This is a genomic window from Paenibacillus sp. FSL H8-0315, from assembly GCF_038005365.1.
Lineage (GTDB): Bacteria > Bacillota > Bacilli > Paenibacillales > Paenibacillaceae > Paenibacillus_AQ > Paenibacillus_AQ odorifer.
Genome location: NZ_JBBOTA010000001.1, coordinates 711,595 through 725,809, shown reverse-complemented (window position 1 = coordinate 725,809; position 14,215 = coordinate 711,595). Strand labels below are relative to the sequence as shown.

The window sequence follows — 14,215 nt, the reverse complement described above, 5'->3', positions numbered from 1 at the left end:
TATTTGACAATATAAGTAGGGATGTGACTTAAGGCATGAGCATTCTTGTAGATAAAAATACGAAAGTTATCACGCAGGGAATTACAGGATCAACGGGTTTGTTCCATACTAAAGGTGCGCTGGATTATGGAACACAGATGGTTGGAGGGGTAACACCGGGTAAAGGTGGAACATCTGTCAACATCACGCTTGAAAATGGCAGTGAGGTTAGCCTTCCGGTATTCGATACTGTTGTAGCTGCTAAGGCGGCTACAGGCGCAACCGCTAGTGTAATCTATGTACCGCCAGCATTTGCAGCAGACTCCATAATGGAAGCCGTGGACGCAGAACTCGACCTGGTGATTTGTATTACCGAAGGGATTCCAGTGCTTGATATGGTAAAAGTGTCCCGTTATATGGAGGGGCGCTCTACTGTATTGATCGGACCCAACTGTCCGGGAGTTATCACTCCTGGTGAGTGCAAAATAGGAATTATGCCGGGTTATATTCATATGCCAGGGTATGTAGGTGTTGTCTCGCGCAGCGGAACTCTAACCTATGAGGCTGTTCATCAGCTGACCACGCGTGGAATCGGGCAATCTTCAGCTGTAGGTATTGGCGGAGACCCTGTTAAAGGCTCAGAGTTTATTGATATTCTGAAGCTTTTTAATGAGGATCCGGGTACAAAGGCAGTCATTATGATTGGTGAAATTGGCGGAACCGCAGAGGAAGAAGCAGCAGAGTGGATTCGTGAGCATATGACTAAGCCTGTTGTAGGGTTTATTGGCGGTGCTACTGCCCCTCCTGGCAAACGTATGGGGCATGCGGGTGCTATTATTTCCGGAGGCAAGGGCACAGCGAGTGAGAAAATTGCCGTACTTGAATCGTGCGGAATCAAGGTTGCTCCTACACCTGCCGAAATGGGCTCAACGCTAGTAAGTGTGCTCGAAGAACGCGGTATTCTTAGCGCTTTTACAACGCATTAATTATTTTATTTAATTGAAGGAATTCACTCTACGCGAGTGGGCTTCTTTCGTGTATAATTATTTCAGAGGTAAGCAACCTTTTGTTCCTATCCAAGGGATAAAAGGTTGCTTTTTTGTTTTTTAACATAGAAAAATATTGAATTAAAAGAAAATATTGCATTCCTCTAATTCATGTTACAAAATAGGGAAGGCTAACCCTTCCATTAAAGGAGAGTAAGCTTATATGGAAGAAAAAGATCTGCTGTTTGGTTTTAATGAAGTGGAGGGGATTGGCTGGAAGAGTATCGACAAGATTCGCAGAGCCGGCTTAATGTCAGAACGAGCATTTTCCTGTAGTGCAAAAGATTGGGAAACGATCGGATTGAACGGAAAGCTGTCGAATTATCTTGCTTCCATATATACATTAGAATGGATCGCCAAAAGGCGCTTATTAATGGAAGAATGTGCAGTGAAGATGGTCACTGTGTTTGATGCGGCTTATCCTGTTTTGTTGAAGGAGACGGCACAGCCACCGTGGATCCTTTATTATCGAGGTCGTTTGGAACTGTTATCAACTCCTAGTGTGGCGATGGTTGGCACCCGTGTGCCAACAGCATATGGACGAAAGGTAGGGGAGATTCTCGCGGAGGAGCTTAGTGCAGCAGGTCTAACGGTGGTTAGCGGACTTGCGAGGGGGATCGATAGCATTTGTCATGAAGCGGCGCTAAGAAGCGGTGGAGGGACCATAGCGGTAGTGGCAACAGGGTTGGACAAAGTCTATCCAACTGAGAATATTGAACTGGAGCGGCGTATTTCTCAGGAAGGGCTTGTCATTACAGAGTATCCTCTTGGAACTAAAAGTCATCCTGGATTATTTCCACAGCGTAATCGGATCATAGCAGGTTTATCACGGGGGACAGTGGTCGTGGAGGCTGACAGTCGCAGTGGATCACTTATTACAGCCGATGCTGCCTTGGAAGCTGGGAGGGATGTCTTCGCAGTTCCCGGACCTATTACATCACCTAAGAGCAGAGGGGCGTTAGAGCTTATCAAGCAGGGGGCAAAGCTGGTAACCAGTGGATTAGATATTATAGAAGAATATACTTCTTATTTGCCGACAAACGTAATAAAAACAGGGAATAATAGCACTACCGAACAGACAGCAGACGACTTTATGATTGAAAAGAAATTGACAAATGAGGAGTCTCACCTATACCATATACTGCATCAAGGCCCTTTTATATTGGACGATCTGCTTGTAAGAACAGGATGGGATTTTGGACATTTGCATTCAGTTCTGTTATCTTTAATCATAAAAAAAGCGGTAACACAATTACCAGGAGCTATTTATAAGGTAATTTAATATAGAGGTGCGAGTGTTAACGAGGAGGAAGAGTCTATGGCAGATGCATTAGTTATTGTCGAGTCGCCTGCAAAAGCGAAGACAATTGGCAAATATCTAGGTAGTAAATATATTGTAAAGGCATCAATGGGACATATTAGAGATCTACCGAAGAGTCAAATTGGTGTTGAGGTGGAGAATGATTTCAGTCCCAAATATATTACTATCCGCGGTAAGGGATCTATATTGAAGGAATTGAAAGACGCTAGTAAAAAAGTTAAAAAAGTTTATCTCGCAGCTGACCCCGACCGCGAAGGGGAAGCAATTGCTTGGCATTTGGCGCATGCGCTGGATTTAGATAATACACAAGAATGCAGAGTTGTTTTTAATGAGATCACCAAACAAGCGGTAAAAGATGCTTTTAAGACACCGCGTAAGATTAATATGGATCTCGTGAATGCACAGCAGGCTAGACGTATTTTGGATCGACTGGTAGGGTACAAGATTAGCCCTCTATTATGGAAGAAAGTCAAAAAAGGTTTATCTGCTGGACGTGTACAATCCGTTGCCGTGAAGATCATTATGGATCGTGAGAATGAAATCTCCGCTTTTGTACCCACCGAATATTGGAGCATAACAGCGAAGCTTGGAATCCGGGATTCCGTCTTTGAAGCTAAGTTTCATAAGCTGAATGGTGTGAAAAAAGAACTGAACCAGGAAAGTGATGTTCAGGAAGTTCTTGAAGCCATTAAGAACGCATCTTTTAAGGTGAGTGATGTGAAGGAGAAGGAAAGACAACGTCATCCTTCGGCTCCTTTTACCACCAGCTCCCTACAACAGGAAGCAGCCCGTAAGCTTGGATTCCGTGCCGCTAAGACAATGTCTGTTGCACAGCAGCTATACGAAGGTGTGGAACTCGGTAAAGAAGGTACCGTAGGTTTGATCACTTATATGCGTACTGACTCCACGCGTCTCTCTGTCACCGCTCAGGATGAAGCTAAAGAGCTTATAACAGCTAAGTATGGTGAGAAGTTCTTGCCAGAATCCCCACGGCAGTATTCTAAAAAGGCAGCTGGAGCACAGGAAGCGCATGAAGCGATTCGTCCTACCTCGGCATTACGCGAACCAGAAATGGTCAAAGAGTTCTTGAGCCGTGATCAATTCCGTCTCTACAAGCTAGTGTGGGAGCGATTCGTATCAAGTCAGATGTCTTCTGCCCTGCTGGATACGCTTTCGGTCGATATTGCTGCAGGTACTGCTACATTCAGAGCTGTTGGTTCGAAGGTTTCATTCCCCGGGTTCATGAAGGTTTACGTAGAAGGCAACGATGACGGAACTACAGATGAAGACAAGTATTTGCCGCCGCTTCAAGCGGGAGATGCTTTAAATAAGCAGGAGATCGAGCCTAAACAGCACTTTACACAACCGCCTCCACGATATACGGAAGCAAGACTTGTAAAGACGCTTGAGGAGCTGGGTATAGGCCGTCCAAGTACATATGCCCCAACGCTGGAAACCATCCAGAAGCGTGGTTATGTGGCTATTGAAGAGAAAAAATTCATGCCAACCGAACTTGGCGAGCTTGTTATAGAGCAGATGGAGCAATTTTTTCCGGAAATCCTAAACGTTGAATTCACCGCGAACATGGAAGGGGATCTTGACCATGTGGAAGAGGGCTCAGAAGACTGGGTAAAGGTTCTTGCAGAGTTTTACGAATCGTTTGAGAAGCGTTTGGTATTCGCGGAAGAAGAGATGAAAGAAATTGAGATTGAAGATGAAGTCTCTGATGAGATCTGTGAGAAATGCGGTAAACCTCTCGTGTATAAGCTGGGTCGCTTTGGGAAATTCCTAGCATGCTCTGGCTTTCCGGATTGCCGAAACACGAAACCGATTATCAAGGATATTGGCGTAACTTGCCCTAAATGTCATGAAGGTAAGGTTGTGGAGCGACGCAGCAAAAAAGGGCGTGTTTTCTATGGCTGCGATCAGTACCCTGGTTGTGATTTCGTTTCATGGGATAGACCTTCTATAAAACCATGTCCATCATGTGGATCTTGGATGATTGAGAAACGTAATAAGCAAGGAACCAAGCTACAATGTACATCTTGTGATCATACAGAGGCGGTTCTAGACAACGAAGAAGAATTAGCAGATTAATAGTCTCTATGGGAGGAAAAAAGACAGTGTCAGATACAGCAAAAGTAACAGTAATTGGAGCGGGTCTCGCAGGAAGCGAAGCCGCTTGGCAAATAGCATCACTAGGAGTTCCGGTAAGATTATATGAGATGAGACCTGTAGTAAAGACGCCAGCCCATCACACGAATCAATTTGCTGAACTGGTATGCAGCAACTCCCTGCGTGCGAATGGATTAGGAAATGCTGTAGGTGTATTGAAGGAAGAAATGCGGCGTTTGAACTCTCTTGTATTAGGTGCTGCTGACCGACACGCGGTACCCGCAGGAGGAGCACTTGCCGTAGATCGGGACGGATTCTCAGGTGAGATCACCCATACTTTGCATAATCATCCGCTCGTGGAAGTCATAAATGAAGAACTTACGCATATACCGGAGGAAGGGATTGTTGTTATTGCAACGGGCCCACTAACTTCACCGGCATTATCTGCTGAAATAAAAGGGCTGCTGGGTGAAGAGTATTTCTACTTCTATGATGCAGCAGCACCGATTGTTGAGAAAGACACCATTGATATGAACAAGGTGTATTTGGCTTCCCGTTATGATAAAGGTGAAGCGGCTTATCTGAACTGTCCGATGACAGAAGAGGAGTTCGACGTGTTTTATGATGCGTTGATTTCTGCTGAGACAGCAGCACTCAAGGATTTTGAGAAAGAGATATACTTTGAGGGCTGTATGCCTATTGAAATCATGATGAAACGCGGCAAGCAAACAGCGTTATTTGGCCCAATGAAGCCAGTAGGACTTATCAATCCGCATACAGGTAAACTTCCTTACGCGGTTGTGCAACTCCGTCAGGATAACGCTGCCGGCACACTTTACAATCTTGTTGGTTTTCAGACCCATTTGAAATGGGGAGAGCAGAAGCGTGTATTCTCGCTGATCCCTGGTCTTGAGAATGCTGAATATGTTCGTTATGGTGTGATGCACAGAAATACATTTATTAATTCTCCTAAGCTTCTGCACCCTACCTATCAGATGAAAGGCAAGGAAAGACTCTTTTTTGCTGGACAGATGACAGGTGTAGAAGGTTATGTTGAATCAGCTGCTTCCGGGCTCATAGCTGGTATTAATGCTGCACGGGCAGCACTCGGTCAGGAAGGACTGATCTTCCCGCAGGATACTGTTCTAGGCAGCATGCCAGCTTATATTACTTCTGCCGATCCAGAGCATTTTCAGCCTATGAATGCCAATTTCGGTCTGTTGCCGAAGGTAGAGAAGAAGATCCGCAATAAGAAGGAAAAGAATGAAATGTTAGCTCATCGCGCTCTGGACAGTCTTGCCGAGTATGCCAACCGTACAGGACTCGCTTATTCGGAGCCGGAGGTTGTCGATAGCGAACAAAGCCCATCTTAAGGAGGTAACTTACAATCATGGTACCCAGCTTTCATGCGACTACAATTTGTGCGGTAAGACATAACGGACAGGCAGCTATAGCAGGTGATGGACAGGTTACATTCGGAGAGAGTGTTATTATGAAGACGACGGCCAGAAAAGTCCGTCGCCTGTACAGAGGACAAGTAATAGCAGGCTTTGCGGGATCCGTTGCGGATGCTATTACCCTATTCGAAAAATTCGAGGGCAAGCTGGAGGAGCATCATGGGAACCTGCAGCGGGCTGCAGTTGAATTAGCGAAGGATTGGCGTCAAGATCGTATTCTTCGGAAGCTTGAAGCTTTGATGATTGTTATGGATAAGGAAGGAATGCTCCTGATCTCCGGAAATGGTGAAATTATCGAACCGGATGATGACGTTCTTGCGATTGGTTCCGGTGGTAATTTTGCGCTGGCTTCAGGTCGAGCACTCAAACGTCATGCACCCAATCTTTCCGCTGCGGATATTGCTAGAGAATCGCTTCAGGTAGCTTCTGAAATTTGTGTGTACACTAATTCCAACATTATTGTTGAACAATTATAGACTCAGTGCCATAGAGACAAGGAGGAATTCACGATGGTGAATCAATCGCTTACACCCCGTCAAATTGTAGCCGAATTGGATAAATATATCGTAGGTCAGAAGCAAGCCAAGAAATCGGTAGCCGTTGCGCTTCGTAATCGGTATCGGCGCAGTCTGCTAGCAGAGGAACTGCGTGATGAAGTCGTTCCTAAGAACATCTTGATGATCGGACCTACAGGTGTGGGAAAGACAGAAATCGCCCGGCGTCTAGCAAAGCTTGTTAATGCACCGTTCATCAAAGTGGAGGCCACTAAATTTACTGAAGTCGGTTATGTAGGTCGAGATGTGGAATCTATGGTTCGTGATCTGGTAGAGACTTCTATTCGTATGGTGAAGCTTGAGCGTACGGAGAAGGTTAAGGATCGTGCGGAAGAACTGGCTAATGAGCGGATTGTTTCTATATTGGTCCCTTCCTCTTCCAAAAATAAATCACAAAAGAATCCTTTCGAGATGATTTTTGGAGGGAATTCTGCCCAAGAGGACTCTAAAGAAGACGCTGAGCAGGATGGAAGCCTAAGTGAACGCCGCCGTGGGGTTAGATTTAAGCTGTTAGCTGGTCAGCTGGAAGATGACATCATTGAAATTGATGTTGAGGATACAGCGCCAACTATGATGGATATGTTTGCAGGTCAAGGAAATGACCAGATGGGTATGAATATGCAAGAGATGTTCGGCAGTTTGCTGCCTAAGCGGACGAAGAAACGTAAGCTTCCTATTCGGGAAGCGCGCAAGGTACTCATTCAGGATGAGGCGGCCAAGCTGATAGATATGGATGATGTGATCCAGGAATCCGTGACTCGGGCTGAACAATCAGGCATTATTTTTATTGATGAAATCGATAAAGTAGCAAGTCAGGGAAAAGGGTCTGGACCGGATGTGTCGCGTGAAGGCGTGCAACGGGATATTTTGCCGATTGTAGAGGGCTCGACCATTATGACGAAATACGGTCCTGTGAAGACAGACTATGTACTCTTTATGGCTGCCGGAGCTTTCCATATTGCTAAGCCTTCAGATTTGATTCCAGAACTTCAAGGTCGTTTTCCGATTCGCGTAGAGCTGAGTAGTCTAACGTTAGAGGATTTCGTTTCTATTTTGACGGAACCAGAGAATGCTTTAACTAAACAATATGTGAATCTGCTTAAAACAGAAAATTTAGAAGTGGAATTCCAGAAGGATGCTATACATGAGATCGCCAAAATAGCGGCTTCAGTGAATCAAAATATGGAGAATATAGGTGCACGGCGTCTTCATACTATTTTGGAGAAGCTGTTAGAGGATCTTTCTTTTGAAGCACCTGAGCTGACTTTAGAAAAAATGGTTATTACCCCGGAGTATGTGCGCGAGAAATTGGCAAGTATAGCTCAGGATCGTGATTTAAGTCAGTATATTCTTTAAAGCGACAAAAAAACAAAAAATCTATGTATTTTGAATTTGGGCATAACGGATTAGATAAATTACAAATTGGTGTCGTGAAAACGTAAAATTATGTCAAAACATGCAATTAAAAAGAAAAAAATGAGTTGAAAATGTAAATAAATAGTAATAAAGTGCTAAAAGCCCTGTCTTTTCTAAAAAGATAGGGCTTATTTCTTATTGTAATAATATACAAATTAAATGAAAATCAATGTATGTGAAAATGCTAAGTGTTATTCATTGCGACAGCGTTCGACGGAATACCGTAAATTTAGAGTATTTTTTTCTTTATTTGTCGAAAGCAAGCAGGTTTTTTGATGGAAGTTGTGGAATTCTTTTCATTATGATAGCTTTGAAAGGAGGAATTGTCTTGGGATTGCTGAATAGTGTCAGTTTTCAACGATTGCAGGGAGGCATTGATGCTGCCTATAAACGACAAAATGCTCTAGCAAATAATGTGGCTAATCAAGATACGCCCAATTTCAAACGTTCTGATGTTTCATTCGAAAGTATCCTGCAACAACAGGAAAGTGGAATCCAATCTACACTTAGAGCGAAAGTTTCGGATACCCGGCATTATCAATTTGGCAGCAACACAATTGTTCCCGCTGCTGTTGAAAATACTGATGAAACTACCTCTATGAACAATAACGACAACAATGTGGATGTAGATCGCGAAATGGCGTTAAGCGCAGAGAACCAGCTTAGGTATAGTTCTTATGTTGAACAGATTAACAGTCAGATTTCGATGATGCGAGCCGTAATTCAAGGAGGATAAGAGAGTATGAACTTTGGTAGTAGTTTTGGGATCAGCGCATCTGCATTAACGGCTCAACGGTTGCGGATGGATGTAATTTCTTCCAACGTAGCCAATGCTGAAACTACAAGAGCATCCGTGGTGGATGGCAAGGCTGTTCCTTACCGACGTAAGTTGGTTGTTTTGGAAACGAACGAAAGTAATAAATTCTCGAATATACTAAATTCGAAAATGAATAATAGCAATGAAGGGGTTAAGGTGCAGTCGATCATAGAAGACTCTTCACCATTGAAGCCGGTGTACAATCCAAGCCATCCCGATGCGGATGCTGAAGGATATGTCTATATGCCAAACGTAGACATTACCAAAGAAATGGTTGATATGTTATCTGCATCTCGTTCTTATGATGCCAATGTTACGATGCTTAATGCATCCAAAGCTATGGTAAGCAAGGCACTCGAAATTGGTAGATAAATGAATGTTAATTAACTTAAGGGGGGGAAACAGTTGATACAGAATATATCTAATGGGGTTCAGGCTGTACAGCAGCTTGCAATGAAACCGACATCTTCCGAAGTTTCATCCACTCCTGCTAATTCGATGGAGAGCTTTGGCTCTTATCTTGAGGATGCGCTCAATAAAGTGGCTGATCAGGAACAACAAGCTAAGGATATGAGTAATAAATTTGTATTGGGAGAAGTGAACATTGACGAAGTGATGATTTCTTCCCAACAGGCTCTACTGAGTTTACAGTTGACTACACAAGTCCGGAACAAAGTGATTGAAGCCTATCAAGAAATTATGAGAACTCAAATATAATAAATCCTAGCTTAGTTTCGGATGGGGTGACACTGTGAATGAAAGATTTGCCCAATATCGGGAGAAGGTTCTCTTGTATTGGAACAGATTTAGTGGTAAACAGAAGATTTTATTCTTTTCAACATTGTTTATCATTCTAATAATAATCGTAGTTATGACCATGCAGCTTTCAAAAACAGAATATGAAGTAGCATTTCAAGATTTGGACAGTACGGATTCGGCTGGAGTAATGAAGGCCTTAGATTCAGCAGGTGTTTCATACCGATTAAGTCAAGATGGAAAGAGTATTTCTGTACCTAGTACAGAAGCAGCTCGGGTCAAGGTGGATATCGGTTCTCAGGGGATTGTTCAAGGTGGCTCTATCGGATATAAAGTCTTTGACGAAAATTCGTCAATGATAGGTACAACAGATAGCGAGTTTAACGTGAAGTACAATAATGCATTAAACGGTGAAGTTGAACAGTTAATGAGACGTATGCAAGGGATTAAAGATGCAAAAGTGCTGATTAATTTGCCTAAAGAGACAGTTTTTGCCTCACAGGCTGATCAGGAGCAGGCATCTGCATCCGTTGTGCTTTCATTTGATCCAGGATTTAGACCTACCCAAGACAATATTGACGGGTATTTCAATCTTGTGAAAACTGCTGTGCCTAATTTACCAATTGACAACATTACCATTGCAAATAATGAAATTGAATTAATGCCAACAGCTAAAGGTGGACAGGCTGGTGTCACAAACCAAGTTGAAGAAAACTTCGCTCTTCAGAAGAAATTCGAAGAAGAAGTAAAGAAAAATGTGAAACAATTCCTTAGCACTCTTACCGGTCCTGATAAAGTGGATGTTCTTGTGTTCTCAAAGTTGAACTTTGACAAGGAAAACCGGAAGGAAGATCTTGTTACCCCTGTGGATACAGAGAACATGAGGGGGATTGAGATCAGTTCACAAATAATTAGTAATTCGTATTCGGGTCAAGGTAACACGACTGGCGGAGTGGCTGGCACTGGTTCTCAAGATGTTACGGGCTATCCTTCTAATGCGGGTGCGGATACTTCTACCTCGGAGGAATCTTCGGAAACGAGGAACTTCGAAGTTAACCGAATTACTAAAGATGTTATTGCTAGTCCGTATACTGTTAAAGACTTAACCATAAATGTTGCAGTTGAACCACCTTCAGGAGAAAAAAGTTTAGATGATGCAACATCAGCTGCAATTCAAAATATTTTGGTGAATATTGTTCGCGCTTCTCTTGCAGATTCAGGTACTACATATACAGACGCTGATTTGACCAAAAAGGTTTCGGTCTACTCGCAACAATTTGGTGGCACCGATGCCAACACCGTTAAAGGTGGTCTCGCTTCTTGGATGATATGGGCTATCGGAGCAGCAGCATTGCTGGTTGGAGCAGGTGGAGGATATCTAATCTACCGGAGTCGTAAACAGACTGTGGAAGAGGAAGATGAAGACATTCCATTGCAGGTTCCTACTGAATTTCCTTCTATTAACTTGGAGAGCGTGACGAATGAAAGTCAAGTTCGTAAGCAATTGGAAAGTTTGGCCAAGAAGAAGCCAGACGAATTCGTAAATCTGCTGCGTACATGGCTTGCAGACGAACAGAGGTGAACTAATGGCAAAGGCTAGCCAGCAGGGACTTAGTGGCCGTCAAAAAGCTGCGATCCTGCTTATCACACTAGGGCCCGAGGTATCGGCGCAAATTTTCAAACATTTAAGAGACGAGGAGATTGAACAGCTGACTCTTGAAATTGCTAATGTTCGCAAAGTGGACAGCGGTGAAAAAGAGTCGATCATGTCTGAATTCCATCAGATATGCCTCGCCCAGGAATATATATCACAAGGCGGTATTAACTACGCTAAAGAAATTCTGGAGAAAGCGCTTGGGTCAACAAAAGCAATGGAGGTCATTAATCGTCTGACTGCAACATTGCAAGTAAGACCTTTCGATTTTGCACGAAAAGCGGATCCTAATCAGATTCTCAACTTTATCCAGAATGAAAATGTACAGACTATTGCACTTGTATTGTCTTATCTGCAATTTGAACAAGCTGCTGCAATCCTTTCCTCGCTTCCTCAAGAGAAGCAGGCAGAGGTGGCTAGAAGAATTGCTGTGATGGACAGTACCTCTCCAGAGGTAATTACGCAAATTGAACGTGTGCTGGAGCAGAAGCTTTCCGCTACAGTAACCCAGGATTATACAAATGCCGGTGGTATCGAATCAATTGTACAAATCTTGAATGGGGTTGACCGGGGGACAGAACGTACGATTCTGGATTCTCTCGAAATTCAAGATCCAGAGCTTGCCGAAGAGATCAAAAAACGGATGTTCGTATTCGAAGATATTGTTAATGTGGACAATCGTTCAATACAGCGCATTGTTCGTGATATCGATAATGCGGATTTACAGCTTGCACTCAAGGTTGCCAGCGAAGAAGTACGGGATGTTATTTTCAGAAATATGTCCAAGCGTATGGCAGAAACGTTCCGAGAAGAAATGGAATACATGGGTCCTGTGCGGCTGCGTGATGTTGAAGAAGCACAGACTCGTATTGTAGGCACGATCCGCAGACTCGAAGAGTCTGGTGAAATTATCATCGCTCGTGGCGGAGGAGATGACATCATTGTCTAAGCTGATCAAACACTCCCAGTATGTTCCGGTTGATGTCTTTAAGAGACTGGAACAGGCCCGGCAATATGCGGGCCTAACTGAGGAGCCCGTTCCCGAGGAGACTTTAAGCGAGACTGACTATCATGATCCCGCACGTGAAGAGGCAGAAGAGACGCGTAAGCAAATGCTTAAGGACGCTCAGGATTTTGCTGAAGAGCAGGTTCGGAATGCATCTCTTGAAGCGGAACAGATTGTAGAGTCCTCGAAAGCGGAGGCTGAAGAGTGGTGGAAACAACGGCGTGAGCAGGATGAACATCTGATCGAAGCTATCAAAGCTGAAGCTCATCAGCAAGGTTATGAGGAAGGTGTTTCTCAGGCTGAGGAAGAGATGAAGCATAAGATCGCAGAGATGATGGAAGAAGCGCGTGCTGTTTTGACTGAGGCGTATAAAGCAAGAGAAGTGATTATTCAGGAAGCGGAGCCTTTTTTAGTAGAGTTAAGCTGTGATATTGCAGAGAAAATTGTGGACAAGCAGTTAACGGTAGAACCACAATTCGCAATGGACTTAATTCGCAAAAATCTGGCTCGTAAGCGAGAACAAGGTTTGATCTCACTTTGTGTATCCCCAGCGCAGTTCGCTTTTGTGAATGCTGCTCGGGAAGAATTATCACTAGCTGTTGATTCACAGGCTGAACTGCAAATCTTGCCCGACTCAACGGTAAAAGACCAAGGATGTGTTATCCGCTCTTCCTTTGGCAGCATTGATGCTCGAATCGACACTCAGCTCGCAGAGATCAAGAAAGAGCTGGTAAGAATTGCGCTGGACACCGATGAGCAGAGAAATGGGGAAGACGATGCTTAATAGCAACCGTTATAAGGAGCAACTTCGTAATCTCGATCCGGTGAGGATCAATGGGAAAGTGACGCAGGTAATCGGTCTAATGGTTGAATCGGAAGGTCCTGACGCAAGTATAGGTGATGTATGCTACATCTACCCTTCTAAAGGAAACAAACCGCTGCAAGCTGAGGTCGTTGGTTTCCGTGATAACAAGGTACTATTGATGCCACTTGGTGAACTGCAGGCGATTGGACCTGGTTGTGATGTAGTGGGCACTGGTAAGCCGCTTAGCGTGCAAGTAGGTTCTGAATTGTTAGGAAAAGTACTGGATGGTCTGGGGCAGCCGCTTGATGGCTCTCTCATTCCAGCACGAATGCCACATAGCTCTACCTTTAATATTCCTTCCAATCCACTTAATAGACCGCGGGTGCAGGAACCCATCAGTATTGGTGTGAGAGCGATTGACGGTTTGCTAACGATTGGCAAGGGACAGCGGGTCGGTATTTTTGCTGGCTCGGGGGTCGGCAAGAGTACTTTGATGGGGATGATTGCCCGGAATACATCGGCTGACGTAAATGTTATTGCTTTGATTGGTGAGCGTGGCAGAGAAGTATTGGATTTCATTGAACGGGATTTGGGACCAGAGGGCTTGCAGCGATCCGTAGTAATTGTTGCTACCTCAGACCAACCTGCATTGATTCGCATAAAAGGTGCGCTTATCGCTACAACGATTGCCGAGTATTTCCGCGATCGTGGCCTTAATGTAATGCTGATGATGGATTCGGTCACCCGTTATGCCATGGCCCAACGTGAAGTTGGACTTGCAGTTGGAGAGCCGCCAGCCATGCGGGGATATACACCTTCGGTGTTTGCCAGCTTACCCAAACTGCTGGAACGTGCCGGTACAGGTCCTACAGGCTCTATAACAGCCTTTTACACGGTACTGGTTGATGGTGATGACATGAACGAGCCAATCGCAGATGCAGTCCGAGGGATACTTGACGGACATATCGTACTCAATCGAAATATTGCTAACAAAGGACATTTTCCAGCAATAGATGTTCTTTCCAGCATAAGTCGAGTAATGAAGGATATTGCTCCAGAAGAACAGATTGCAGCAGCGGAGAATGTGAAACGCCTTATGGCCGTTTATAAGGATTCAGAGGATTTGATTAATATTGGAGCTTATCAAAGAGGCTCTAATGCTCAAATTGACGAGTCGATGGAATTTATCGACAGTATATGGGATTTCACCAAACAAAAGGTGAATGAAAAAGTTACGCTGGCTGAAGTTCAACAGTCTTTAATTTCACAGTTCTCAAGGAGTTGATTCG

The 14,215-nt window shown here is 44.1% G+C and carries 13 protein-coding genes; all 13 read left to right on the top strand.

The features are described 5' to 3' along the window. Window positions 1-35: 35 nt before the first annotated feature. The 13 genes from sucD to fliI all read left to right on the top strand — a co-directional run bounded on the left by sucD (window position 36) and on the right by fliI (window position 14,211). Entirely contained in the window at window positions 36-965 is a 930-nt protein-coding gene (gene sucD / locus MHB56_RS03020) for a succinate--CoA ligase subunit alpha (protein WP_036688571.1), read from the top strand. Between the two features lie 223 nt (window positions 966-1,188). Beyond that, window positions 1,189-2,307 carry a DNA-processing protein DprA gene (dprA, locus tag MHB56_RS03015; protein ID WP_076127799.1) on the top strand — a complete coding sequence of 373 codons (1,119 nt, stop codon included), beginning with the start codon at window positions 1,189-1,191 and terminating at the stop codon, window positions 2,305-2,307. Between the two features lie 36 nt (window positions 2,308-2,343). Beyond that, a complete protein-coding gene (gene topA, locus MHB56_RS03010) occupies window positions 2,344-4,443 on the top strand; it encodes a type I DNA topoisomerase (protein WP_036688567.1) in 2,100 nt (699 codons plus the stop codon). An 8-nt stretch (window positions 4,444-4,451) separates the two neighbouring features. Then, window positions 4,452-5,834 carry an FADH(2)-oxidizing methylenetetrahydrofolate--tRNA-(uracil(54)-C(5))-methyltransferase TrmFO gene (gene trmFO / locus MHB56_RS03005; protein ID WP_076100371.1) on the top strand — a complete coding sequence of 461 codons (1,383 nt, stop codon included), beginning with the start codon at window positions 4,452-4,454 and terminating at the stop codon, window positions 5,832-5,834. A gap of 17 nt (window positions 5,835-5,851) precedes the next feature. Continuing rightward, window positions 5,852-6,394, top strand: a complete 543-nt coding sequence (hslV, locus tag MHB56_RS03000) for an ATP-dependent protease subunit HslV (protein ID WP_036688562.1) — start codon at window positions 5,852-5,854, stop codon at window positions 6,392-6,394. 33 nt (window positions 6,395-6,427) lie between these two features. After that, window positions 6,428-7,828, top strand: a complete 1,401-nt coding sequence (gene hslU, locus MHB56_RS02995; RefSeq protein ID WP_036688559.1) for an ATP-dependent protease ATPase subunit HslU — start codon at window positions 6,428-6,430, stop codon at window positions 7,826-7,828. Between the two features lie 388 nt (window positions 7,829-8,216). Further along, window positions 8,217-8,624, top strand: coding sequence for a flagellar basal body rod protein FlgB (flgB, locus tag MHB56_RS02990; protein ID WP_036688558.1), 408 nt, complete (start codon window positions 8,217-8,219; stop codon window positions 8,622-8,624). Window positions 8,625-8,630: 6 nt separating this feature from the next. Then, window positions 8,631-9,077, top strand: a complete 447-nt coding sequence (flgC, locus tag MHB56_RS02985) for a flagellar basal body rod protein FlgC (RefSeq protein ID WP_076127801.1) — start codon at window positions 8,631-8,633, stop codon at window positions 9,075-9,077. A 33-nt stretch (window positions 9,078-9,110) separates the two neighbouring features. Then, complete coding sequence (gene fliE / locus MHB56_RS02980; protein ID WP_036688553.1) at window positions 9,111-9,422, top strand: flagellar hook-basal body complex protein FliE; 312 nt, start codon at window positions 9,111-9,113, stop codon at window positions 9,420-9,422. Window positions 9,423-9,456: 34 nt separating this feature from the next. Further along, window positions 9,457-11,043 (top strand): flagellar basal-body MS-ring/collar protein FliF, encoded by a 1,587-nt coding sequence (gene fliF, locus MHB56_RS02975; RefSeq protein ID WP_076182681.1) that lies wholly within the window; start codon window positions 9,457-9,459, stop codon window positions 11,041-11,043. A 4-nt stretch (window positions 11,044-11,047) separates the two neighbouring features. Then, complete coding sequence (gene fliG / locus MHB56_RS02970; RefSeq protein ID WP_036688550.1) at window positions 11,048-12,064, top strand: flagellar motor switch protein FliG; 1,017 nt, start codon at window positions 11,048-11,050, stop codon at window positions 12,062-12,064. Next, window positions 12,057-12,905: a FliH/SctL family protein gene (locus MHB56_RS02965; RefSeq protein WP_036688548.1), complete on the top strand. Its 849-nt coding sequence runs from the start codon at window positions 12,057-12,059 to the stop codon at window positions 12,903-12,905. The genes fliG and MHB56_RS02965 overlap by 8 nt, the downstream gene beginning before the upstream one ends. Continuing rightward, complete coding sequence (gene fliI, locus MHB56_RS02960) at window positions 12,898-14,211, top strand: flagellar protein export ATPase FliI (protein WP_036688546.1); 1,314 nt, start codon at window positions 12,898-12,900, stop codon at window positions 14,209-14,211. The genes MHB56_RS02965 and fliI overlap by 8 nt, the downstream gene beginning before the upstream one ends. The last annotated feature ends 4 nt before the right edge of the window (window positions 14,212-14,215 follow it).

Excerpts from the sequence above, each read along its gene's own strand:
- sucD (WP_036688571.1), top strand. The coding sequence starts at position 36 with ATGAGCATTCTTGTAGATAAAAATACGAAAGTTATCACGCAGGGAATT.
- dprA (WP_076127799.1), top strand. The coding sequence starts at position 1,189 with ATGGAAGAAAAAGATCTGCTGTTTGGTTTTAATGAAGTGGAGGGGATT.
- topA (WP_036688567.1), top strand. The coding sequence starts at position 2,344 with ATGGCAGATGCATTAGTTATTGTCGAGTCGCCTGCAAAAGCGAAGACA.
- trmFO (WP_076100371.1), top strand. The coding sequence starts at position 4,452 with ATGGGAGGAAAAAAGACAGTGTCAGATACAGCAAAAGTAACAGTAATT.
- hslV (WP_036688562.1), top strand. The coding sequence starts at position 5,852 with ATGGTACCCAGCTTTCATGCGACTACAATTTGTGCGGTAAGACATAAC.
- hslU (WP_036688559.1), top strand. The coding sequence starts at position 6,428 with ATGGTGAATCAATCGCTTACACCCCGTCAAATTGTAGCCGAATTGGAT.
- flgC (WP_076127801.1), top strand. The coding sequence starts at position 8,631 with ATGAACTTTGGTAGTAGTTTTGGGATCAGCGCATCTGCATTAACGGCT.
- fliG (WP_036688550.1), top strand. The coding sequence starts at position 11,048 with ATGGCAAAGGCTAGCCAGCAGGGACTTAGTGGCCGTCAAAAAGCTGCG.
- fliI (WP_036688546.1), top strand. The coding sequence starts at position 12,898 with ATGCTTAATAGCAACCGTTATAAGGAGCAACTTCGTAATCTCGATCCG.